Consider the following 20665-nt stretch of genomic DNA (forward strand, 5'->3'; position numbering starts at 1 on the left):
AACGATTCCTAAAATGTTTCAGCCATAGTAAACCCCAGATTGTATACATGAGTCAACACAAAACCGCCATTTTTTATAACTAATCGGATTTGTTAGTGTTTATTGGTTATAAGCAGTGTTTAAACAGTTATAAAATCAGGGTTTTAGTGGCTTTTTACCAAGCACAACCAGCAAAATTCCGATTAGAATAATAGCTCCAGAAATTGCTAGTCGTTCACTGATAGGCTCGGATAAAAATAAAAAGCCACCAATACCGGCAATAATAGGTACCGAGAGCTGCGATACAGCTGCTTGCACTGAGGTTAAGTGTTTTAGTGCAACATACCAAATGGCGTAACCAATACCTGATGTCACACTGCCAGCTATCACAGCGAGTAAAATCCCTGTGGTTGAGGCATTAGTTGAGTTGAGTGTCATCAAGCTTAGTAACGTTATAAAAGGTAAGGTGCGCATAAAATTAAAGGCGGTATCGGCAAGGGGATTAGATGAGTTTTTGCCAGCTAAGGTATAGCCCGCCCACGCCATACCCGAAATCATCATAAGCACAAAACCAGTCAGTGAAGGTGATGAAATATCAGGCAGCACCAAGTAGCTAAAACCAATAAACGCAATTAGCGCGCCGCACCATTCGATAGGATAAATTTTGGTACCTGAAAAAAAGGTATAAGCAAGCATGCTAAATTGCACCGATGAAAAGAGCACAAGTGCCCCAATAGCGGTTTCAAGTGAAATATAGGCATAGGAAAAGGTTATGGCGTAAATAAACAAATAAACGGCGCCAAGCCATGAACCTTTGCTCGCTGTTTGTTTATTTTTATGAAAAAGGGCGTAAAGAATAAAAAGCGTTATCGCACCTGAGAATAAACGAATTGAGGTGAAGCTTGCGGCGTCAATTTGCCCTTGCCCAAGGGCTATTCGGCAAAGAATAGAGTTTCCAGCAAAGGCGATAAGTGAAAGTAGGGTAATTAGCAGTATTTTCATAAATTAAAGCGGCACTGTTTATTATTAATCGAGTTTAAACAGATAAAGACCTTTATTCGCAAATATTAATTTCCCAAATGAAAGCAAACAAATCAGCAAGAGTAATTAGCCACTGAATTTGGTATGATTACACGCAATACAAACGAAAACCATATTTATGAAATTTGACCTACACAGCCATACGTATTATTCCGATGGCAAGCTATCCCCAGAAGACTTAGTTGAACGCGCCGTTGAAAAAGGCGTTGATATATTAGCGATTACCGATCACGATACCGTTAAGGCGCTGCCAATTGCACAGCAACATATCGACAAAAATGCGTTACCGCTGACACTTGTTAAGGGCATCGAGTTTTCAACTAAGTGGGAAAGCTTTGAAATTCATATTGTTGGTTTAAACATTGATGTTGAAAATAGCACTTTGGCATGCTTGATTGCTGAGCAAACAGGAAAACGCGCAACACGCGCAGAAAAAATGGCTGAAAAGCTCGAAAAACGCGGGTTTGAAAACGTATTAGAACAAGCAAAAGCGTTAGCCAACAAAGGCCAGCTTACCCGCGCTCATTTTGCTCAAGTAATTCAAGCGCAAGGGGCAGCAAACACTTTACAAGGGGTGTTTAAAAAATTTTTAGTGCGCGGTAAACCGGGATATGTAACCAGCGAATGGTGTGATGTTGCCACTGCCGTGAAGGCAATTAAAGCTGCAGGTGGTCAAGCGGTATTAGCACATCCAAGTCGTTATAAATTATCCAATAAATGGTTGCGCCGTTTGCTTGAAGAATTTAAACATGCTGGTGGCGATGGCATTGAAGTGGCGCTGCCACAACAAGCACCGAGTGATCGTCAGTTTTTAGCCCAGCTTGCTGAAGAATATCAGCTGCTTTCGTCGCAAGGTTCAGATTTTCATTTTGCAACCAACTGGTTAGAACTTGGAAAGAACTTATACTTACCTAAAGCCAGTGTGCCAATTTGGCAGGATTGGGCGATTGCCAAAGAACAAGAATTAAATTAAGGATATCCAATGAGTCAATTTTTTCATATTCATCCAGAAAACCCACAGGCGCGTTTAGTGCGTCAAGCGGTTGATATGATCCAGCAAGGCAAGGTAATTGTGTTTCCAACCGATTCAGGTTATGCAATCGGCTGTAGCATAGGTAATAAAAATGCAATGGAGCGTATTGCGCGTATTCGTGGTTTAGAAAAACACCATAACTTTACCCTTGTTTGCCGTGATTTATCGGAACTTGCCACTTACGCCCGTGTAGATAACAGTTTGTTTCGCTTAATTAAAAATAATACGCCAGGGCAATACACCTTTATTTTCAAAGGTACTAAAGAAGTGCCACGTCGCTTGCTTAATGAGAAAAAGAAAACCATTGGTATTCGCGTGCCTGATCACATTATTACTCAAGCGATTTTGGCGGAGTTGGGTGAGCCGTTAATGTCATGTTCGTTAATTTTACCGGGTGAACAATTTGCTGAGGCGGATCCAGAAGAAATTCGTTTTCAATTAGAAAAACAAGTGGATTTAATTATTCACGGTGGCTATTTGTCTGAGCAGCCAACCACTGTGGTAGATTTTTCGGAAGACACGGTAGAGATTATTCGTGTGGGTGCAGGCGACCCAGCACCATTTGAATAAGTATCCAGAGTTTAAACAGCGCCCATGAGCGAAATGCAGCAGCAAAAATTACCGCTTGGCTTTTTACATGGCAAAGCGGTAACTGATAAACCTGAAGATCTTTATATTCCGCCCGATGCACTTGAAGTGGCACTGGAAGCATTTGAAGGTCCGCTTGATTTATTGCTGTATCTAATTAAAAAGCACAAACTCGATATTCTTGATGTTTCGATTGCCAAAATCACTGGGCAATATATGCAATATGTTGAGATGATGAAAGAGTTTAAGTTAGAGCTTGCCGCTGAATACTTAGTGATGGCGGCGTTACTTGCTCAAATTAAATCTCGCTTATTATTACCGGTACATAAAGAGCTGGAAGAAGAGGAAGATGATCCTCGGGCACTGCTGATTAAGCGCTTACAAGAATACGAACAATTTAGAAAAGCAGCCGAAAACCTAGATGCGTTACCACGAGTAGAACGCGATATTTATATTGCCCATGCGCTGTTAGATGAAACACAGTCGCAAGGTGTTGAACTGCCTGACCTCTGTGTGAAAGAGTTATTGCTGGCACTTAGTGATGTAATGGCGCGAGCGCAAACGTTAACCCATCATCAAGTTAGTGCCGAAGTGCTTTCAACCCGAGCGCGAATGTCACATATTTTATCGCTTTTAACAGAAAATGATGGCTTTTTGCCATTCTCTCAGGCGTTTGAACACGTTGAAGGCAAAGCGGCTGTAGTGGTAAGTTTTATCGCCATTTTAGAGCTGGTGAAGGAAAGCTTGATTGTGGTTCAGCAAAGCGATATAAACTCGCTCATCTACCTTAAACTAAAATAAAAAACGAAATAGGTATTATGGCGAAGCGACTTTCTGATGAGCAGTTAATTGAATTGATTGAAGCGGCAATTTTTGTTGCGAATACGCCATTAACCAAAGACAAGCTGCGAGACACCGTATTAAGTGACTTCGCTATATCCCTAAAGCGTATTCAAAGCGCTATCGATGCCATTATGGCGCACTACGCGACGCGCGGTGTGCGGTTAGTAAAAGTGGGATCAGGTTATCGGTTTCAAGCATGCAGCAGTTTATCGCCGTGGCTTAATAAACTATGGCAAGAAAAAGCCCCTAAATATTCCCGTGCATTTTTAGAAACATTAAGTTTAATTGCGTATCGTCAGCCAATTACCCGTGGTGAAATAGAGCAAGTGCGCGGCGTTACCGTAAGCAGCCAAACTATTAAAACAATGCTAGAGCACAATTGGGTCAAAGTGGTTGGCTATAAAGAAGTACCGGGCAAACCGGCGCTTTATGGCACCACCAAACAATTCTTAGATCACTTCTCATTGTCTTCATTGAATGAATTACCGCCATTACCAGTAGCGCAAGACGAAAAAATCTCACAAATCCTCAGTGAGCCTGCGCAACTTGATTAGCTCTGTGCTAGAATAGCCAACAATTCCTAGCTGCGAAGTTACATGAGAAAATAATGAGCGAAAAGTTACAAAAAGTATTAGCACGTGCTGGTAAAGGTTCACGTCGTGAATGTGAAAAATTTATTGAATCGGGTCGTGTTAGTATTGATGGCAAAGTTGCCCGTTTAGGTGACCGTGTCGAGCCAACACAGCGTATCCGCCTTGACGGACATGTTGTTAAGGTTGAAGCGTCAAACGAACGTGTTTGTCGTATTTTAATGTACCACAAGCCTGAAGGTGAGCTGTGTACACGTAAAGATCCTGAAGGTCGTCGCACCGTATTTGACCGTTTACCACCGCTTGAAAATGATCGCTGGATTGCCATTGGCCGTTTAGATATCAACACATCAGGCTTACTACTGTTTACTAACGATGGTGAACTTGCGAACCGCTTAATGCACCCAAGTTATGAAGTGGAACGTGAATACGCAGTACGTGTATTCGGTGAAGTAACGGATCAAACGCTGAAAAATGTGACAAATGGCGTTGAGTTAGACGATGGCTTTGCTAAGTTCTTATCGGTAGTGCCACAAGGCGGAAGCGGTTTAAACAACTGGTTTAACGTTACCTTAACCGAAGGCCGTAACCGAGAAGTACGTCGTTTATGGCAATCACAGGAAGTGGAAGTATCACGCCTAATTCGTGTGCGCTATGGTGACTTATTACTAAATAAACGTTTACCGCAAGGTGGTTGGGAAGAGCTAAACCTAAAAGATGTGAACTACTTACGTCAAACGGTAGGAATGCGCCGCGAAACCGAAACAAAACTATCGGTAATGCCTGAGAAGCGTAAAGATCGCCGCGCTAAGATTAACAAAATCCGTAAAGCGGTTAAAAAGCATAATCAACGTGTGACGCCGGGCAATAAACGCCGTGCACCAAAAAAGTAATTCGGTACTTAACTGAATTGTAGATATAAAAAAAGCGCCAATTGGCGCTTTTTTTAATTAAGAATGTTTTTCTTAATTAAGCATTTTCTTTTAAGTAATCGATAACCACTTGGTGGTGATCTTTGGTTTTAAATTTATTAAAGAAATGTTCAATTGTACCATCTTGTCCAATAAGGAAAGACAAACGGTGAATGCCGTCATACTCTTTACCCATAAACTTTTTTAAACCCCACACACCAAATGCATCGGCAATGGCGTGGTCTTCGTCAGATAACAGCGGGAAGTTAAGCTCTTTTTTGGTTTCGAAGTTCTTAAGGCGTTTTACTGGATCTGGGCTAATGCCAACCGCAACGGTATTAAGCGCTGCAAGTTCCGCTTTATGATCGCGCAGATTTTCAGCTTGTACTGTACAGCCCGGTGTAGATGCTTTAGGGTAAAAATAAACAAGTACTTTGTTTTCTTTTAATAATTCTGCAAGTTCTACTGTGTCACCGTTTTGATCGGCAAGTGAGAATAGCGGTGCTTTATCGCCAGCTTGAAGCGTATTCATATTATAATTTCCTATCGAATCCGTTTTAAAATGTGTTCTACGTTAGACTTTGAAAAAATGATCTCAAGTTGATGTTTAAATTCAGCTTCATCCACGTCACGCGAGAAATTAATGTCAATTTCCGAGCGCATTACCACATCACCATCTTGTTCTACACTATCGGATTTAAGTGCTGCAATATTTACTTGGTAGTCAGCCATTAATTGCGTCACTTTGCTTAGTGTGCCCGGCGTATCAGGGCCGTGGTAGGTGAGTTTATAACCTGCTTTATACTGTTTTTCCTGATGTTGGCTGGTGCGTTTCATCATGGTTAATAAACCAAGCTCAACGCTTTTTGTCGGAATATTATATTCAACACGACTAATGGCAGAAATATCGCCTTCAAGCAACATTATAAAGGTGAATTCATTGCCTAAAATGGCAATGCGGCTATCAATAATATTGCAATTAGTTTCACTTACTAGCTTGGTAAGCTCACTCACTATGCCTGGGCGATCTTCACCGATGGCAGTAACAACAAGTTGATTTCCAGTGTTTAACGTCATTTTTAGTCTCAATGGGTTAATAACGTGGCCGCGAATTTTAGCAAATTTAAATGGGTTCAACCATGTAAATATATGATGTGGTGAAAATTATAGCGAATTGTTAAGAATAAACTAAAGATAGGGTGGTGGTTTCTTGTGTTTGGTCCTTAGTAAAAGTAACATAGGCGGCAATTTTGAGAATAATATTATGAACCAAACAGTGTGTGCTGCGTCAAATCAAGCAAATAATAAAGAGCACACCAAGGAGAAATTTGTGCAGTATTGGATCCGAAATTCATTGGTTGTCGCTATCTCAATGGCGATTACTGCTTGTTCTGTTTTCACCAATGATTCGCATCATAAACGCAATTACCGTGTTAATGATGAACTTAAAGTGCCAGGTAACCTGACAAAACCATACAAAGATCCTGCCTACGATCTTGACTCGGCACAATATACATCAGCTGAAGAAAGTGCGTTATATCTGGTAAAAGCACCGGCTCAAGTGCTTACTTTTGCACAAGGTTCATGGATTAACGAAGGTGATAAAGAGTCGCGCATTTTCTTCGATAAAAACGAAGGTATTCAAGATTTAGAAAGTTTTATTTGGCAAGCGATTGACGATTTATTCGTTGAGCGCCAAGTTACCACAGAAAATAAAGCTGACAATTTCGTAGTGACTAACTGGCATACAATTGAAGAACCAATTGATGTTTGGTGGTGGGAAGAAGAGCGCGAATTAAGCCGTCAAAAATTTAAGTTTATCGTTGAAACTGAAGAGCATAAACGTACCGCATCGGTAAAGGTTGAATTAGTTGATTTTGAATCGAAATACGACGAGTTGACAGCGGTACTGCAGCAGCGTTTAGAAGTGGCGGCGCTAAATGAATTTATTGGTCAGTTTGACTTTAACTACCGACAGTTAATGGTTGAATTAAACAAAGCTCGCGGCATTGTATCGTTGCAAATGGGTTTTGATGACAAAGGTAACGCGGCGTTTGTAACTGAGCAAAAAGCACGTGCTATTTTTGAGCGCTTCCCAAGCTTCTTAGAGCGCGTTGGTTTCAATATTGATGAAATCGAGCAATCTCGTAACTTAATTTTCGCCACGTACGAAACACCAGATGAAAGCGTTTGGGATTCAATTTGGGGTGATGACGTTCGTAAACTGCCACTTGAAGCAGGTCAGTATCAATTATTGGTTGCTGAAACGAAGACCGGTGGCACATCAATTACTTGGCTTGATGCTGAGGGTGAAACATTAGAGCCGGGCACGTTAAGCGATACACTACAAGTTATTTTAGCCATGCTAAAAGAGCGCGGTGTAACCGTTCAATAATTTATAAAATTGGATTAGCAAAAAAGAGCCCTCGGCTCTTTTTTGCTTTTAAACGATAGAAAAGTAGCGATTAAAATAGCAAATAAGTAAATGGTTATGCATTTTGTTGGCAAAGATATGCAAATCAATTTACCGCTATCACTTTAAAGGTAACAAGTATGAGTTTGGAAGCTAATCAATCGACTGCACCACGCAGTAATTTTGCGACCATAATGATTTTCCTTATTCCGTCATTAATAGGCGTGTTTTTATTTATGACACCGATTAACTATGGTGGCGAATTCACTATCCCCATAGCGATATTGGCTAAGGAATTAAAAGGCGCGTTAGCACACTCAATTACGCTTATTGTGACATCGGTAATTGTGTCAATGGCAGTAATATCGGGCTTAGCTACGCTATTTAAACCAAAGTTTTTAAAAGCGGGTAGCTTTGTTCGTCACTTACTGATTGTTAGCCCGATTTGGCTTGTGGCACGTACGTTAGGCGCTATTTTTGTGCTAATGGCGTACTTAAAAGTCGGTACGTTTTCGATTGGTGATACCAAAATTGAGATTCACTCAGACGCAGTTGGTGGCTTGGTACTGCACGAGTTGATGCCAATTCTATTTTCGGTATTTATTTTAGCTGGTTTATTACTGCCTTTATTGCTTAATTTCGGTTTGCTTGAATTAGTCGGTACGTTACTGACTAAAGTAATGCGTCCACTTTTTGGTGTACCGGGTCGCAGTGCCGTTAACTGTGTTGCCTCTTGGTTAGGTGACGGCAGTGTGGGTATTTTAATGACTGCGAAGCAGTATGAAGAAAAACATTATACACAGCGTGAAGCGGCGATTATTGGTACAACTTTCTCGGCGGTTTCAATTACCTTTTGTTTGGTGGTTATTGGTCAAGTAAAATTGGCGCATTTATTTGCACCGTTTTACCTTACTGTTTGTATGGCGGGTATTGCCGCTGCACTGATTGTTCCGCGCTTGCCACCACTTAGATTCAAAAAAGACATATACATTGATGGTGAAGAAGTAAAAGGTAATCCAGAGGCATTACCTGAAGGGAAAACCTTGTTTAAACATTCACTTGATGTAGCACTTGATAAAGCACGTCATGCACAAACAATTAAAGAAACGCTTATTGATGGTTTAAAAAATGCCGTTGATATGGTGTTTGCGGTACTGCCAGTCGTTATGGCGATCGGTACGATTGCTCTTGTGATTGCTGAATATACGCCAGTATTTCAATGGTTAGGCACACCGTTTATTCCACTGTTTGAACTGATGCAAATTCCGGAAGCTGAAAAGGCTGCGCAAACTGTGGTTGTTGGCTTTGCCGACATGTTTATTCCATCAATTTTGGCGGCGCAAAATATTAACAGTGAACTGACGCGTTTTGTGGTTGCGGCAATGAGTGTAACCCAGTTGATTTACATGTCTGAAGTGGGTGCACTGTTACTAGGTAGCAAAATTCCAGTAAATATCTTTGAGTTATTTATGATTTTTATTTTACGTACATTAGTAACGCTACCGGTAATCGCCTTAATGGGACATTGGCTAGTAGGTTAATTTTCTTGATCTTTTTCGGCTCGCTGTTTTTCTTCTAATGAGCGGCGAGCTTTTTCTATCGGATCTTGATTAAAGTTTTTCATATCCATTTTTGCGGAATGCTTTAGTAAAGCGATATTGCTCCAAATCACGCCAAGCACAATTGCGATTATTAAGATTGTGGCCCAGATGCTCATAGATTTGCCTAAAAGTTGTGAATTTCTTTAATTTTAACCCAGTAAATGGAACTTAATAAGTTCTTTTTCATCAATTAAATAGTTGTTACTATTAGCGCGTTTCGCGTAATTACATTTTATTCTGGAGCACTGCGTTGTCACTTGAGCGAGTATTAGTTTGGCCTGAGGCTTATCCACTTTTATTAAAAGGTTTGTTAGAGCAAAATGGCGCATTTATTTTGGATGCCCTTGAAGCTTGGCCGAAATGCGAAGAGACCAAAGACGCGCAAGGGATCAGCACCAGCGTGCTACCGCCACTGTATTATTTATTGTGGCTAAAGCCGGCAGAGCCATTTGAGCAATGTTTCTATCAGCATATATTTGAATACGATGATAATGCTCAGCAGTATATTGAATCGGCTATTGCCCATTTACATCAGCAACTCAATAGCAAAGAAGCAATAAGCGAACTCTTGTTATCACGAATCGACCAATACGCGGCGATTGGTAATCAGGTTGCAATGCAAAGTGAGCTAACACTTACCTCACTGTGTATGCATTTGCGTTTCTTTAAGCTGTTTCAGCAGTTTTTAAACCTCGGCATGCCGTTATCACACGATGATGTGTTAGCGATTTGGGCGGATGATGATTTTCGTGAAGTTGCCTTACCCTTTATAAAAAGTAATGTAACTGGCGATACCAATGTATTGGCAGAAGAAATCGCCGATAGATTGCGTCAAGGCGAAGACTTTTTTGATTTGTTGCTTGCACTCTCTGATGGTGAAGTTGATAACCGTTTGTTAGAGCGCGCGCTGCTATCTCATATTTCACAGCCTGATGCTAAACAAAGCTTATGTATGCGATTTATCGAGCAGGGGGCAAAAGGGCAGATCACTGATGAAGATGGTTTAACTGCCTTAATTTGGTCAGCTAAGCAAGGCTTTGCAAATGTATTTGATGCATTGCTAAGCAAGGAACGTGCAACTGAATGCGATTTAAAAGGTAATAACTTGCTGCATTTTGCGGTGCGAGCTCGCAGTTTGGATATTATTAGTAAAGCGCTTAACGGTGGCGTAAATTATCATCAAAAAGACAGCGATGGCCTTACACCATATCGTTTAGCGGTTGAACTAGAGCTGCCTGAAGTGATAAAGCACTTCGAACACAAGTTTGGTATTAAAGAATTGAGTGAAGAAGGGCAATTAAAACTGATCCAGCATGTGCATTTGTTACATGCATTAGTGTGTTTTATTTTGCCGTTACAGATTTTTCTGATCTTTTCAGACTCAATTACTATAAAAACAGAAATCAGCATTGCGACAACGCTAGTGTCACTCGGTGCATTTGCTTTTGCCTTGTCATTAAAGCGCAGCAACTTATACCCAAATATTAAGCACCCGTTTGCATTAACGCTTATTCGCATATTGTCGCCAATATCACTCATATTAGCGTTATTACTGCTATTGGTGATCTTAACAACTGTGCTCAGCTAAGCTGTTTCTAATAATTATTAAAGGCCACTAATACAGTGGCCTTTTTTGTTTGTGGTAAAAGCTTTATAAAAAGCCGTTAGGTCAAAACGAAATGTTATTAGCCTTTCTGATGGATATTTGAAACAATGTTATAAGATATTCCATAAAGTAATAAAGCAGTAACCATGAGCCAATCTTTAATTTATTTAGACGCCAATGCAACAACACCGGTTTACAGTGAAATCGCTCAAGAAGTGATGCACTGTATGGAAGTGGAGTTTGGTAATCCGTCGTCATCTCACATTACCGGGTTAAAAGCCAAGCGTTTAATGGAAGACACACGCCAATTAGGCAAACAATTAATTGGCGCTGAAAAGGGAAGGTTGCTATTTACCTCGGGTGCAACCGAGGGGATCCAAACGTCGGTTGTATCTGCATTGGTTGCTGCAAAAAATCACACCATCGAAAAGCCAGTATTGCTTTATGGTGCAACTGAGCACAAAGCCGTGCCAAATACGCTAAAGCATTGGAATGAGTTACTTGAAATTAACGCTGAAATATTAGCAATTCCAGTTGATAAAAAAGGCTTGCTCGATCATCAGTTTATTGCAGAGCACAGCAAAAATGCTCTGCTAATTTGTACCATGATAGTAAACAATGAAACAGGTGCAACACAAGACATCGCAGCATTAGATAAAGTGATCCGTGATAACAATCCAAATGTGTTTTGGATGGTGGATTGTGTACAAGGTTTAGGTAAACAAAAATTGGATCTTGACCAAACAAGCATCAATTATGCGCCGTTTTCTGGTCACAAGCTGTATGCACCTAAAGGTATTGGCTTTTTATATTTAAGTGAAGATGCGCCACTGACACCTTTTATTGCAGGTGGTGGGCAAGAAAGTGGCGCGCGTTCAGGTACCGAGAATTTGCCGGGCATAGCAGGTTTAAAAAAGTTATTTGAATTAATGCAAAAGGGCGAAGCAAGCCCGTTTAAATCGGCAGATGTGTTGGCGAGTTACCGTGATAAGTTAGCAAACGCATTGTCGCATACATTTGATGAAATCGTTTTTAATAACGACTTTTCAGTATCGGTTCCAACCACAATTAACTTTAGTGTTGCTAACATTGCAGGCAGCGAAGTAATGAATTTATTTGATGCTGCTGGCATTCGAGTGAGTGCAGGCTCTGCTTGTAGTTCAGGTGCTGCGAGTAGCTTTGTACTCGATGCGATGAATCTAGCGCCGTGGCAAAGTGAGAACGCAATTCGCCTATCATTTGGCCCAATGGCAAGTGAAGATGAAATTAACAGTGCGTGTGAGCGTATTATGGCGCTTAAAGATAAGCTTGCAAATGCATGTATGTTAACGAGTTATACTAAAGAAACACCGTGTGCAGTTGGTATTAATCAATATGTAATCGATGGCAATATTATGTACCTTATTGTCAATCAATCACTTGATACCTTGCTGATTAACCCTATCTTTTCTGAGATCAACAAGGTTAAACGTTTAGCAACTAAGCAAGGGTTGAAGATCACCCATATTATTAGCGATAAATCAGACTACGCAGATGTGTTTTTAGACAGTCAATATATTGATTTAATAACAAATAAAGTAATGCCTGAGTTTAACGTTGAACTGTGTGATCGCGCAGTTCTATTTACTCATCAAGGTGATCAGTTAAAACTTGCATTAACATTAGATGCACCTAACGCCGTTACCGAAATAAACAGTACAGAGCTTAAAGCACAATTAGCCGCTAATAAATTAGATGGCATCATTGATATTCGTGAGCATTATGAACATCAAGAAGGCGAGCTAAGTGACTATCTAAAGATCCCAGGTGATATGGTGACGAATATTCCAAGTCACCGTTTGCTAAATGAGTTTGCTTCAGGGCAGCTGGTAAAAGACAAACATTATGTGTTGGTGTGTCGCAGTGGTCGTCGCTCTAAAGCCTGTTGTGAGCTACTGACAAGCCTCAACTTTACTAAGTTAAATAATCTCTCTGGTGGCGTTGCCTTTATTTAGCAGTGGATAACAGCACGAATAGAACTCACTTACATAGCAGGTCATCCTAGCGGGTTAAGTTTAATGCTAACAGTGTTTGAATTTATCAATGTAGAACAACCGCATAAGAAAAGTTTTGCTCCGTGATGATTTATTTATCAGCAAAAACTCTGACTACATTCTTAACAGAATTGGTATAAAAAAAGCAGCTTAAAGCTGCTTTTTTTTATAATTTAAATGAATTGTTGTTACAGCGCATTACCGGTTGAATCCCTCACAACTAATTCAGGTGTAAAACAAATTGCCATTTTTTCTTCTTTAATTTTCGTTGGGCGGCTGTTTGCAAATAGCAGCTTCGCTGCTTGCGTAGCAATATCTTGGTTAGACTGATGAGCCGTTGTTAATTTTGGCCATGTTTGTTTTGAGAAGGGTGAATCCTCAAATCCAGTAATAGACAGTTGCTCAGGAATTTTAATATCCATCAAACGCGACGCGAATAATGCACCCGCCGCGATTTCATCGTTACAGGCAAAAATAGCGGTGACTTTTTCGTTATTCGCCATCAGTGCTTTAGCGCCTTCAACACCAGATTCAAACGAGTACTTACCCGGAAATATCAGCGCATCGTTTAACGTAATATTATGAGCAGATAATGCGGCTTTGTAGCCCGCTAAGCGCTCAAGTGTTGATTTGTGTTCTTCTTCACCGGTAATAAATGCAATGTGCTTGTGACCGAGCGAAATTAAATGCTCGGTAATTTGATATGCAGCATCGTGGTCATTTACGAATATAGCGTTAGGCTTACTTTCTTTTTCGCTTGGTTCGCGGCCCGATAATATGCGCACATAGTTAATGCCGATAGAATCAAGTAAATCTGTAACATCTTGACGCTCAGACAGCGGTGGCGTTAATACTAATCCCGATAAACGCGAGCGCTCGATCATGGTTTGAATTTCTTCTAGCACATTTTCGTCGGTACTGCTGCACGGGTGAATAAGTAGTTCGTAACCTTCTTCTTTACAGCGAGATAAAATACCATTTTGCATATCAATGACATAATAAGCATTAGGGTTGCTATAAACGAAGCCGATAGCAAATGACTTGGTGCCTGCTAAACTACGCGCCGCTAAGTTCGGCTTGTAGTTTAATTCTTTAACAGCTGCCATAACCTTATCGGAGGTTTTTTTTCTAACAGAAGGCTCGTTGTTCATAACACGAGATACTGTTTTCATTGATACGCCGGCTAGGCGTGCAACATCATTTATGGTGACTTTCATATTGTTATTATATCTTTTGCTGATGAGCTTTGCGTAAAGCATGGGGTTAATAACACACAACGTATTATTCTAACTGTTTTTTTTTCAAGTCTGTAGCTATGTTTCATAATTTATACAATTAATATGACGTGATACCGGTGTCAAAAAGTTTAAATTGCCAATTGACAGCGTTGTCATTTTTACTTATTGTTAACCTAGACATTTTAATAAGTAGTAACTTTAGCAAGTGTTTAGCGAGTTTCAAGTTGCAAACACACGCTTAGGGTAAAGAGAGTTAGGTAGAGTATGAGTAGTCGTTCTTCTTTAGCAAGTTGGCAAACACTGGCAGGCCTTGCAAGTGATATAAAGCAACAGCACTTAGTTGATTTATTTGCTAATGATGCACAAAGATTTGAGCGTTTTTCCACGCAAATTGATGGCGTTTTCTTTGATTACTCAAAAAACCTGATCACTCAAGATGTTAAAAATGCGTTATTAGCACTCGCCGATGATGTTGATTTGGCATCATGGCGCGACAAAATGTTTTCTGGTGAAAAAATTAATATTACCGAAAACCGTGCAGTGCTGCATACCGCTTTGCGTAAACGCAATAACCAGGCGGTGTATGTTGACGGCGAAAATGTGGTTGATGCCGTTAACGCAGAATTAAATAAAATCAGTGCATTCACCGAAAAAGTGCGCAGTGGCGCTTGGTTAGGTTACACAGGTAAGCGCATTACTGATGTGGTGAGCATTGGTGTTGGCGGTTCAAACCTTGGCCCGCAAATGGCAACGGAAGCGCTTGCTGCATACGCAGATGCAACGCTTAAAGTGCATTATGCATCAAACGCCGATGGCATGCAGATAGCAAATGTACTAAGCAAAGTGAATGCGGAAACCACGCTATTTATTATTTCAAGTAAAACCTTTACCACATCAGAAACCATGGCAAACGCGAAAACTGCTGTTGCATGGTTGAAACAGGCTGCTGGTAATGATGATGCGGTTGCAAAGCATTTTGCTGCAGTGAGCACCAATTTAGAAAAAACGTCAGAATTCGGTATTAATCCAGATAACGTATTTACCATGTGGGACTGGGTTGGCGGTCGTTTTTCAATGTGGTCAGCAATTGGTTTACCTATCGCTTTGTATCTTGGTTTTGATGCGTTTGTTGAATTACTTGAAGGTGCATTTGAAGTTGATCAGCACTTTGTAGAAACAAACTTTGAAAATAATATTCCTGTGCTTATGGCGCTTTTAAGTGTGTGGAATACTAGCTTTTTGGATGCACGAGCGCAGGCTATTTTACCTTACGACCAAAGCATGCATATGTTACCGGCATACCTGCAACAAGCTGAGATGGAAAGTAACGGCAAGTCAGTCACGTTTGATGGCAAAGCAATTGATTATACGAGTGTACCACTTATTTGGGGTATGACAGGGATCAATGGTCAACACGCGTTTTACCAATATTTACACCAAGGTACGACGATTGTGCCGGCCGATTTTATTGGTTCAATAAAGCCTGTGCATGAGGTGAACAATCATCATGAAATTTTAATGGCAAACTTTTTTGCGCAAACTGAAGCCATGATGACAGGCGTTAGCAAAGCGCAAGTTGAAAAAGAATTAGCAAGCAAAGGCTTAAGCGAAGCGCGTATTGCTGAACTGGTTGAGCATAAAGTACATCAAGGCAATCGTCCTACCACATCAATTTTACTTGATACCATTGATGCGAAGCATTTAGGCCGTTTAATTGCACTTTATGAACATAAGATTTTCTGTCAGGGCATTATTTTAGAAATTTGTTCATTCGACCAATGGGGCGTGGAATTGGGCAAAGGCTTAGCAAATGCCATTCAAAAAGAATTAGAGACAGATGAAACGCTGGCACACGATAGCTCAACAGCGGGCTTAATTGCACTGTATAAAAATAAGCGAAAAAATTAAAAAGCGGTCAAATGTCAGGGTTAAGTGATTGGCATTAGCTTAGACTGCGCGGTTTTCAAAATGCCTTAGGCTGTTTTTAAACTGCAACAAATACCTTTGAACGGGTAGCACTGAGTTATTTGGAACGTCAATTGGTGAGAGAGTTGACGCTTCCAAACACTCTTATTTACCAGCTCAAATAGCAACTTGGCAAATGCAAGTTGCACGTGATCAAATAGTAAAAAATACCTTTGAACGGGTAGCGCTGAGTGATTTGGAGCGTCAATTGGTGAGAGAGTTGACGCCTCCAAAGCTCATATCCGTTTATAAAGCGAACTGAGTAGCGCTGAGTATTCAGGGGTAACAGTGGGTGAGAGCATTGTTACTCCTGAAAACTCTTTTCTTCATAGCCCCATTTGCGTGAGCAGTTACATACGAATTCAATATAAATTAGCATTCATAAATAGCTTACCCAAGCGCTATTTAGTGCTAACATAACGAACTAAAAACACATTCTATATTGTACTTAACAACAAGTTACTAAAACGAAGAGAACAATTATGCTAAACCCATTCGATATCGTTATTTTTGGTGGTGGTGGTGATTTATCACTGCGTAAACTGCTACCTGCAATGTACCGTGCCTATCAAGAAGGAAACCTGCCGGAAGGGACGCGAATTCTGCCAACCGTTAGGGCATTAGCAAATGAACAAGAATTTGTTGATAAAGTACAAAGCAGCCTCAAGTCGTTTTTAGGTAAAGGCGAATATAACGCGAAAGACTGGAAAGCGTTTTCTACGTTTTTAAAACCAATTGTTGTTAATGTCACTGAGCAAGATGATAACTGGTTACGCTTAAAAGAAATTTTAGAGTCAGACGAACAAGACAAAGCGCGCGTTTTCTATTACTCATTACCGCCTGCAGTATACGGTCGTTGTAGCGAACTTTTATCTGATAATCAGCTGATTACTAAATCAACACGTGTTGTGGTGGAAAAACCAATTGGTTACTGTGGCGCGTCAGCAGAAGAAATTAACGCGAAAATCGCAGAATACTTTAAAGAAAGCCAAATTTATCGTATCGATCATTATCTGGGTAAAGAGACAGTTCAAAACTTAATGGCACTGCGTTTTTCAAATGTGATGTTTGAGAATATGTGGGATGCAAAATCGATTGATAATATTCAGATCAGTATTTCTGAAACTGTTGGCCTAGAAAGCCGAGCGGGCTTTTACGACAAAGCCGGTGCGCTGCGCGACATGGTGCAAAACCACTTGTTACAACTACTGTGCCTTGTAGCGATGGAATCACCAAATAAGCTAACGGCTAAAAGCATTCGCACGGAAAAATTAAAAGTACTTGAAGCTTTGCGTCCACTTGTAGGTGATGACGTTGAAGCAAACACCGTACGTGGTCAATACGTACCGGGCCAACTTGACGGCAAATTGGTACCTGGCTATTTAGAAGAACTTGGCGAAAACAGCGAGACCGAAACCTTTGTAGCGATCCGCGCACACATTGAAAACTGGCGTTGGGCTGGCGTACCATTCTACCTAAGAACCGGTAAACGCATGAAGCAGCGTTGTGCCGAGATTATCGTAGAATACAAAAATGTATCACACAACGTGTATGACGAAACGGTTGGCGGCATTGAACCAAACCGATTAGTGATCCGCTTACAGCCGGAAGAAAGCATTCAGTTAACGCTAATGTCTAAGCGTTTAGATAATTTAGAAATGCAACTTGAACCAGTAACGCTTGACTTAGATTTGTCTAAAAACTACGAAAATGGCTTCCATTCAGATGCATACAAGCGCTTAATGCTTGATGCCGCGGCAGGTAATGCATCACTATTTATTCACCGTGACGAAGTACGTCAAGCATGGGCGTGGATTGACCCAATTATTGAACAGTGGCAAACAGCGGGTATGCCAGCACTTTATCGTGCAGGTACGTGGGGGCCAGAAGATGCAGACGAGCTACTCGCTGAAAATAATCACGCATGGTACAACGCAGGGAATAACAAATAATGTCAGCCAATATTATTGAAAAATTTTTCGATTCAAAAGGTGCCTATAACGCTGAATTAGGTGAAGATCTTGCTAAGTGTTTAGCACAAGGTATTGAACAAGATGGTCGTGCTGTACTAATGGTATCAGGTGGTTCGTCACCGGCGCCAGCATATCGCTATTTAAGTGGTCTTGAGTTAGCGTGGGATAAAATCGACGTAGCTATGGTTGATGAACGTTGGGTTGAGCAAAGCCATGATAAAAGTAATGAAGCGTTTATTAAATCAACGCTATTACAAGATAAAGCTGCAGCTGCTAACTTTGTAACCATGAAAAACTCAGCGGACAGTGCGCAACTTGGTCAAGTTGAGTGTCAAAACGCATATGCGGCACTTAAACAAAATTTTGATGTGACGATTCTAGGTATGGGACCAGATGGTCATACCGCATCACTTTTCCCGCATGCTCAAGGCCTTGATAATGCGTTAACAACTTCTGATTTAGTCGCGGCAATTGATGCAATTAAGAGTGATGTAACTGGTGATATTACTGAGCGCATGACATTAACGCGTGCTGCTATTCTACAATCGAAAGTGATTAAGCTTTTGATCAGCGGTGAAGAAAAACTGGCAGTTTATAAAGAAGCTAAAGCTGGCGGAGAGGTTGCAGATATGCCACTTCGCGCTATTTTACAGCAAACAAAGGTACCGGTAGAAGTGTACTGGACAGCTTAATGTTCGACTAAAATAGATTAAAAAGCCCAACTCAAGTTGGGCTTTTTTTATTTAGAAAGCGTGACGCTTCAAGATAGTTCCGCGATGATCTATGGCAATTTTATAAGGCGTTTGAGAGACACCATAACGTTTAAAAATGACATTTTCGCTGTCCCAAATTACCGGCATTTGTAATTGATGGGTTTCAATAAATTTACGTACATGGGCTTCGTTAACGTAGTAGCCACTGATCACAGTTAGATACAATTTACCTTGTTTAAATTGATTTTCAGCTAATTGCTTTAGGCTTGCCTCACAATTTGGAAAGTGTGGCATTGGGCATAAACTATCAAGAAATACCAATTCAAGTGTATTACTGGGCTTGAGCATTTTTATGGTATTGCCTAGCGATACCGTTTGCCCAGATAAACTTTCACGAACAAAATCTGAAAATTGTTCACCAACGGCAATATGATTTACCGGCGGTTGTTTTTTAAAGCGTGGTGAAGACGTCTCTTTTATTAATTTGCTTTTATAGTGTGCAAACTGAGCTTGGGAAATTTGTTGGTTTAATTTTAGATATGCTAATAGTGCAGCATCATCACCTTTAAATATAACTTTGTCATCGTGCTCAATAATATGAAACGGTGTTTGCCAAACGCCATATTGCCGCATTAACTTAAACCCTTTATCGATCTCAATGGATGCAAATTGCGGGTAGTAGCTTTTAAATTCAGCTAATTGACTGGGAGTTACATTGAGATCTTGTTGTTTATAGCTAACGCTATAGCTTTGTTGATTTAGCCAGTCAATAAACACGGAATTTGCGCCATCATAATGTGCCCAAATATCCATAAACACTGTGTGTTTAGTTGGCTCTTGTGTTTTTGTATACGCAGGGTTAGCAAAAAATAGTAAGCCTAAAGTAACAACTAGGATGTGCAATGGTTTAAGTTGATTAAACATAGGTACTACTCCTTTTCTGGTAGCGCAGCGATATAGGCGTCAATTTTGTCTGAATGTAAAAAGCTCGTTAGTGCAACTTTGCCGCTTTGCTCAATTAAAATATGATAAGGCGTGCCTAATACGCCAAAGTTTTGCGTGATTTCGCCGTTTGTATCAAACACTGTATCTATCGACAGATTATTGCGATTAAAGTAGGCGTTAATATTGTCAATTGAGTCATTAATGCCAACGTTCACCGTAATGATGGTGATTTTGTCGCTGTGATTTTTATTTAACTCTGTTAAATGTGGCATTTCAGCTTGGCAATATTGGCACCATGTTGCCCAAAACTTAAGGTAAACGGGTTTTTCCTTTAGTAACTCGTTTAAGTTAATAGTCTCGCCTTTTAGGGTATGGCTAATTAAATTAGGTGCTTTGTCGCCAACCTTAAGCGGTGATGCAAACAAAGGGGTGGCAAGAGTAAGTAACACAAAAGCCAGTATATTTTTCATATTAATATCCTTAAAACGTGATTTGAAAATAGAAATAAAGGGCCACGCCAATCAGCAAGGCCGCCAATATGTATTTGAAGCCGTTAAGCCAAGGGCCGCTTTTTGGCAGCGAGTTCAAAACGTTGGAGAAAATACCCGCAATAAACAGTAAGGCACTTAATCCAAGTGCAAATGCGAACAAATAAATGGGGCCAACGAGTGGTGCTTGCTCAGTTGAAACATACATCAGTAACATACCAAGTACCGGCGAAGTGCAGGGCGCCATTACCAAGCCGGATAACGCACCACTGACAAATACATTGAGTGGCGCATATGAACTGAATGAACTTTTGGCGACAGAAAGCTGCGGCATGTTTATCCAGCCAAGCATCCATGCAGCCATGACTAAGCAAAAACTACCCGCAATAAATAACATTGCAGGGTGGGTGGCGACACTGCCAAACAAATATCCCAGCTTGGCGGCAAAATAACCTAATAAACTGTAGCTAAGTGCAAGACCTAACACATATAAACAGGTATATGCTGTTGACTGGTAAACATTGTTTGCATGCTGGCGTACCACTGCAACGGTAATTGGCAGCATCGGGTAAACACAGGGTGTTAGGCTGGTTAATACGCCTGTTACAAATATTACCAGCACCACATACAGCGAAGCTTTATCGCTGACGAGGGCTTCTTGAATAAACATTTCCATACTGAGCTCGCTTTAAAAATTGGCTTGCA

Annotated in this window: 20 protein-coding genes; 12 read left to right on the forward strand and 8 right to left on the reverse strand. The window is 40.6% G+C overall.

Going from position 1 to position 20665, the window contains the following annotated elements; all coding sequences use genetic code 11:
• Window positions 1-135: 135 nt before the first annotated feature.
• Window positions 136-981: a DMT family transporter gene (locus PSPO_RS06025; RefSeq protein ID WP_010560338.1), complete on the reverse strand. Its 846-nt coding sequence runs from the start codon at window positions 979-981 to the stop codon at window positions 136-138.
• Window positions 982-1138: 157 nt separating this feature from the next.
• Here PSPO_RS06025 and rnm point away from each other — a divergent pair, with 157 nt between their 5' ends.
• Genes rnm through rluB form a run of 5 tightly spaced genes read left to right on the forward strand, consistent with a single transcriptional unit; the run spans window position 1139 to window position 4967 of the window.
• Window positions 1139-1993: an RNase RNM gene (gene rnm, locus PSPO_RS06030; RefSeq protein WP_010560337.1), complete on the forward strand. Its 855-nt coding sequence runs from the start codon at window positions 1139-1141 to the stop codon at window positions 1991-1993.
• 9 nt (window positions 1994-2002) lie between these two features.
• The gene (locus PSPO_RS06035) at window positions 2003-2623 is read left to right on the forward strand and encodes an L-threonylcarbamoyladenylate synthase (RefSeq protein ID WP_010560336.1); all 621 of its coding nucleotides are present in this window, start codon (window positions 2003-2005) and stop codon (window positions 2621-2623) included.
• 24 nt (window positions 2624-2647) lie between these two features.
• Entirely contained in the window at window positions 2648-3442 is a 795-nt protein-coding gene (locus PSPO_RS06040; RefSeq protein WP_010560335.1) for a segregation and condensation protein A, read from the forward strand.
• A gap of 17 nt (window positions 3443-3459) precedes the next feature.
• A complete protein-coding gene (gene scpB / locus PSPO_RS06045) occupies window positions 3460-4038 on the forward strand; it encodes an SMC-Scp complex subunit ScpB (protein ID WP_010560334.1) in 579 nt (192 codons plus the stop codon).
• Between the two features lie 53 nt (window positions 4039-4091).
• Window positions 4092-4967, forward strand: a complete 876-nt coding sequence (gene rluB, locus PSPO_RS06050) for a 23S rRNA pseudouridine(2605) synthase RluB (protein ID WP_010560333.1) — start codon at window positions 4092-4094, stop codon at window positions 4965-4967.
• 76 nt (window positions 4968-5043) lie between these two features.
• On the opposite strand, the gene bcp is transcribed toward rluB, so the two are convergent.
• Together bcp and PSPO_RS06060 are read right to left on the reverse strand one after the other, a co-directional pair.
• A complete protein-coding gene (gene bcp / locus PSPO_RS06055) occupies window positions 5044-5517 on the reverse strand; it encodes a thioredoxin-dependent thiol peroxidase (RefSeq protein ID WP_010560332.1) in 474 nt (157 codons plus the stop codon).
• A gap of 11 nt (window positions 5518-5528) precedes the next feature.
• Window positions 5529-6062: a glycine cleavage system transcriptional repressor gene (locus tag PSPO_RS06060; protein ID WP_010560331.1), complete on the reverse strand. Its 534-nt coding sequence runs from the start codon at window positions 6060-6062 to the stop codon at window positions 5529-5531.
• A gap of 253 nt (window positions 6063-6315) precedes the next feature.
• Here PSPO_RS06060 and bamC point away from each other — a divergent pair, with 253 nt between their 5' ends.
• Both bamC and PSPO_RS06070 read left to right on the forward strand, forming a co-directional pair.
• Window positions 6316-7380: an outer membrane protein assembly factor BamC gene (gene bamC, locus PSPO_RS06065; RefSeq protein ID WP_040642405.1), complete on the forward strand. Its 1065-nt coding sequence runs from the start codon at window positions 6316-6318 to the stop codon at window positions 7378-7380.
• Between the two features lie 158 nt (window positions 7381-7538).
• Complete coding sequence (locus tag PSPO_RS06070; RefSeq protein ID WP_010560329.1) at window positions 7539-8939, forward strand: YjiH family protein; 1401 nt, start codon at window positions 7539-7541, stop codon at window positions 8937-8939.
• On the opposite strand, the gene PSPO_RS06075 is transcribed toward PSPO_RS06070, so the two are convergent.
• The gene (locus PSPO_RS06075) at window positions 8936-9115 is read right to left on the reverse strand and encodes a DUF2897 family protein (protein ID WP_010560328.1); all 180 of its coding nucleotides are present in this window, start codon (window positions 9113-9115) and stop codon (window positions 8936-8938) included. The genes PSPO_RS06070 and PSPO_RS06075 overlap by 4 nt on opposite strands.
• A 134-nt stretch (window positions 9116-9249) precedes the next feature.
• Between PSPO_RS06075 and PSPO_RS06080 the strand changes: the two genes are divergently transcribed.
• Together PSPO_RS06080 and PSPO_RS06085 are read left to right on the forward strand one after the other, a co-directional pair.
• Entirely contained in the window at window positions 9250-10587 is a 1338-nt protein-coding gene (locus PSPO_RS06080; protein ID WP_010560327.1) for an ankyrin repeat domain-containing protein, read from the forward strand.
• A gap of 164 nt (window positions 10588-10751) precedes the next feature.
• Window positions 10752-12599 (forward strand): aminotransferase class V-fold PLP-dependent enzyme, encoded by a 1848-nt coding sequence (locus PSPO_RS06085; protein WP_010560326.1) that lies wholly within the window; start codon window positions 10752-10754, stop codon window positions 12597-12599.
• Between the two features lie 227 nt (window positions 12600-12826).
• Here PSPO_RS06085 and PSPO_RS06090 read toward each other — a convergent pair whose 3' ends face one another.
• Window positions 12827-13855 carry a LacI family DNA-binding transcriptional regulator gene (locus PSPO_RS06090; RefSeq protein WP_010560325.1) on the reverse strand — a complete coding sequence of 343 codons (1029 nt, stop codon included), beginning with the start codon at window positions 13853-13855 and terminating at the stop codon, window positions 12827-12829.
• A 285-nt stretch (window positions 13856-14140) separates the two neighbouring features.
• Here PSPO_RS06090 and pgi point away from each other — a divergent pair, with 285 nt between their 5' ends.
• The 3 genes from pgi to pgl all read left to right on the forward strand — a co-directional run bounded on the left by pgi (window position 14141) and on the right by pgl (window position 18506).
• Window positions 14141-15784: a glucose-6-phosphate isomerase gene (pgi, locus tag PSPO_RS06095; RefSeq protein ID WP_010560324.1), complete on the forward strand. Its 1644-nt coding sequence runs from the start codon at window positions 14141-14143 to the stop codon at window positions 15782-15784.
• Between the two features lie 539 nt (window positions 15785-16323).
• Window positions 16324-17793: a glucose-6-phosphate dehydrogenase gene (gene zwf / locus PSPO_RS06100; RefSeq protein WP_010560323.1), complete on the forward strand. Its 1470-nt coding sequence runs from the start codon at window positions 16324-16326 to the stop codon at window positions 17791-17793.
• Window positions 17793-18506 carry a 6-phosphogluconolactonase gene (gene pgl, locus PSPO_RS06105; protein ID WP_010560322.1) on the forward strand — a complete coding sequence of 238 codons (714 nt, stop codon included), beginning with the start codon at window positions 17793-17795 and terminating at the stop codon, window positions 18504-18506. The genes zwf and pgl overlap by 1 nt, the downstream gene beginning before the upstream one ends.
• A 51-nt stretch (window positions 18507-18557) precedes the next feature.
• On the opposite strand, the gene PSPO_RS06110 is transcribed toward pgl, so the two are convergent.
• Genes PSPO_RS06110 through PSPO_RS06120 form a run of 3 tightly spaced genes read right to left on the reverse strand, consistent with a single transcriptional unit; the run spans window position 18558 to window position 20636 of the window.
• Window positions 18558-19451 (reverse strand): peroxiredoxin family protein, encoded by an 894-nt coding sequence (locus tag PSPO_RS06110; RefSeq protein WP_010560321.1) that lies wholly within the window; start codon window positions 19449-19451, stop codon window positions 18558-18560.
• Between the two features lie 5 nt (window positions 19452-19456).
• Complete coding sequence (locus tag PSPO_RS06115) at window positions 19457-19942, reverse strand: TlpA family protein disulfide reductase (RefSeq protein ID WP_010560320.1); 486 nt, start codon at window positions 19940-19942, stop codon at window positions 19457-19459.
• A 10-nt stretch (window positions 19943-19952) separates the two neighbouring features.
• Entirely contained in the window at window positions 19953-20636 is a 684-nt protein-coding gene (locus tag PSPO_RS06120; protein WP_010560319.1) for a cytochrome c biogenesis protein CcdA, read from the reverse strand.
• Window positions 20637-20665 lie beyond the last annotated feature (29 nt).

The sequence above is a fragment of the Pseudoalteromonas spongiae UST010723-006 genome, assembly GCF_000238255.3.
GTDB lineage: Bacteria > Pseudomonadota > Gammaproteobacteria > Enterobacterales > Alteromonadaceae > Pseudoalteromonas > Pseudoalteromonas spongiae.

Bases quoted from the DNA above. Each gene is read 5' to 3' on its own strand.
- PSPO_RS06025 (WP_010560338.1), bottom strand. From the start codon at position 981: ATGAAAATACTGCTAATTACCCTACTTTCACTTATCGCCTTTGCTGGA.
- rnm (WP_010560337.1), top strand. From the start codon at position 1,139: ATGAAATTTGACCTACACAGCCATACGTATTATTCCGATGGCAAGCTA.
- PSPO_RS06035 (WP_010560336.1), top strand. From the start codon at position 2,003: ATGAGTCAATTTTTTCATATTCATCCAGAAAACCCACAGGCGCGTTTA.
- PSPO_RS06040 (WP_010560335.1), top strand. From the start codon at position 2,648: ATGAGCGAAATGCAGCAGCAAAAATTACCGCTTGGCTTTTTACATGGC.
- scpB (WP_010560334.1), top strand. From the start codon at position 3,460: ATGGCGAAGCGACTTTCTGATGAGCAGTTAATTGAATTGATTGAAGCG.
- rluB (WP_010560333.1), top strand. From the start codon at position 4,092: ATGAGCGAAAAGTTACAAAAAGTATTAGCACGTGCTGGTAAAGGTTCA.
- bcp (WP_010560332.1), bottom strand. From the start codon at position 5,517: ATGAATACGCTTCAAGCTGGCGATAAAGCACCGCTATTCTCACTTGCC.
- PSPO_RS06060 (WP_010560331.1), bottom strand. From the start codon at position 6,062: ATGACGTTAAACACTGGAAATCAACTTGTTGTTACTGCCATCGGTGAA.
- PSPO_RS06070 (WP_010560329.1), top strand. From the start codon at position 7,539: ATGAGTTTGGAAGCTAATCAATCGACTGCACCACGCAGTAATTTTGCG.
- PSPO_RS06075 (WP_010560328.1), bottom strand. From the start codon at position 9,115: ATGAGCATCTGGGCCACAATCTTAATAATCGCAATTGTGCTTGGCGTG.
- PSPO_RS06085 (WP_010560326.1), top strand. From the start codon at position 10,752: ATGAGCCAATCTTTAATTTATTTAGACGCCAATGCAACAACACCGGTT.
- PSPO_RS06090 (WP_010560325.1), bottom strand. From the start codon at position 13,855: ATGAAAGTCACCATAAATGATGTTGCACGCCTAGCCGGCGTATCAATG.
- pgi (WP_010560324.1), top strand. From the start codon at position 14,141: ATGAGTAGTCGTTCTTCTTTAGCAAGTTGGCAAACACTGGCAGGCCTT.
- zwf (WP_010560323.1), top strand. From the start codon at position 16,324: ATGCTAAACCCATTCGATATCGTTATTTTTGGTGGTGGTGGTGATTTA.
- pgl (WP_010560322.1), top strand. From the start codon at position 17,793: ATGTCAGCCAATATTATTGAAAAATTTTTCGATTCAAAAGGTGCCTAT.
- PSPO_RS06110 (WP_010560321.1), bottom strand. From the start codon at position 19,451: ATGTTTAATCAACTTAAACCATTGCACATCCTAGTTGTTACTTTAGGC.
- PSPO_RS06115 (WP_010560320.1), bottom strand. From the start codon at position 19,942: ATGAAAAATATACTGGCTTTTGTGTTACTTACTCTTGCCACCCCTTTG.
- PSPO_RS06120 (WP_010560319.1), bottom strand. From the start codon at position 20,636: ATGGAAATGTTTATTCAAGAAGCCCTCGTCAGCGATAAAGCTTCGCTG.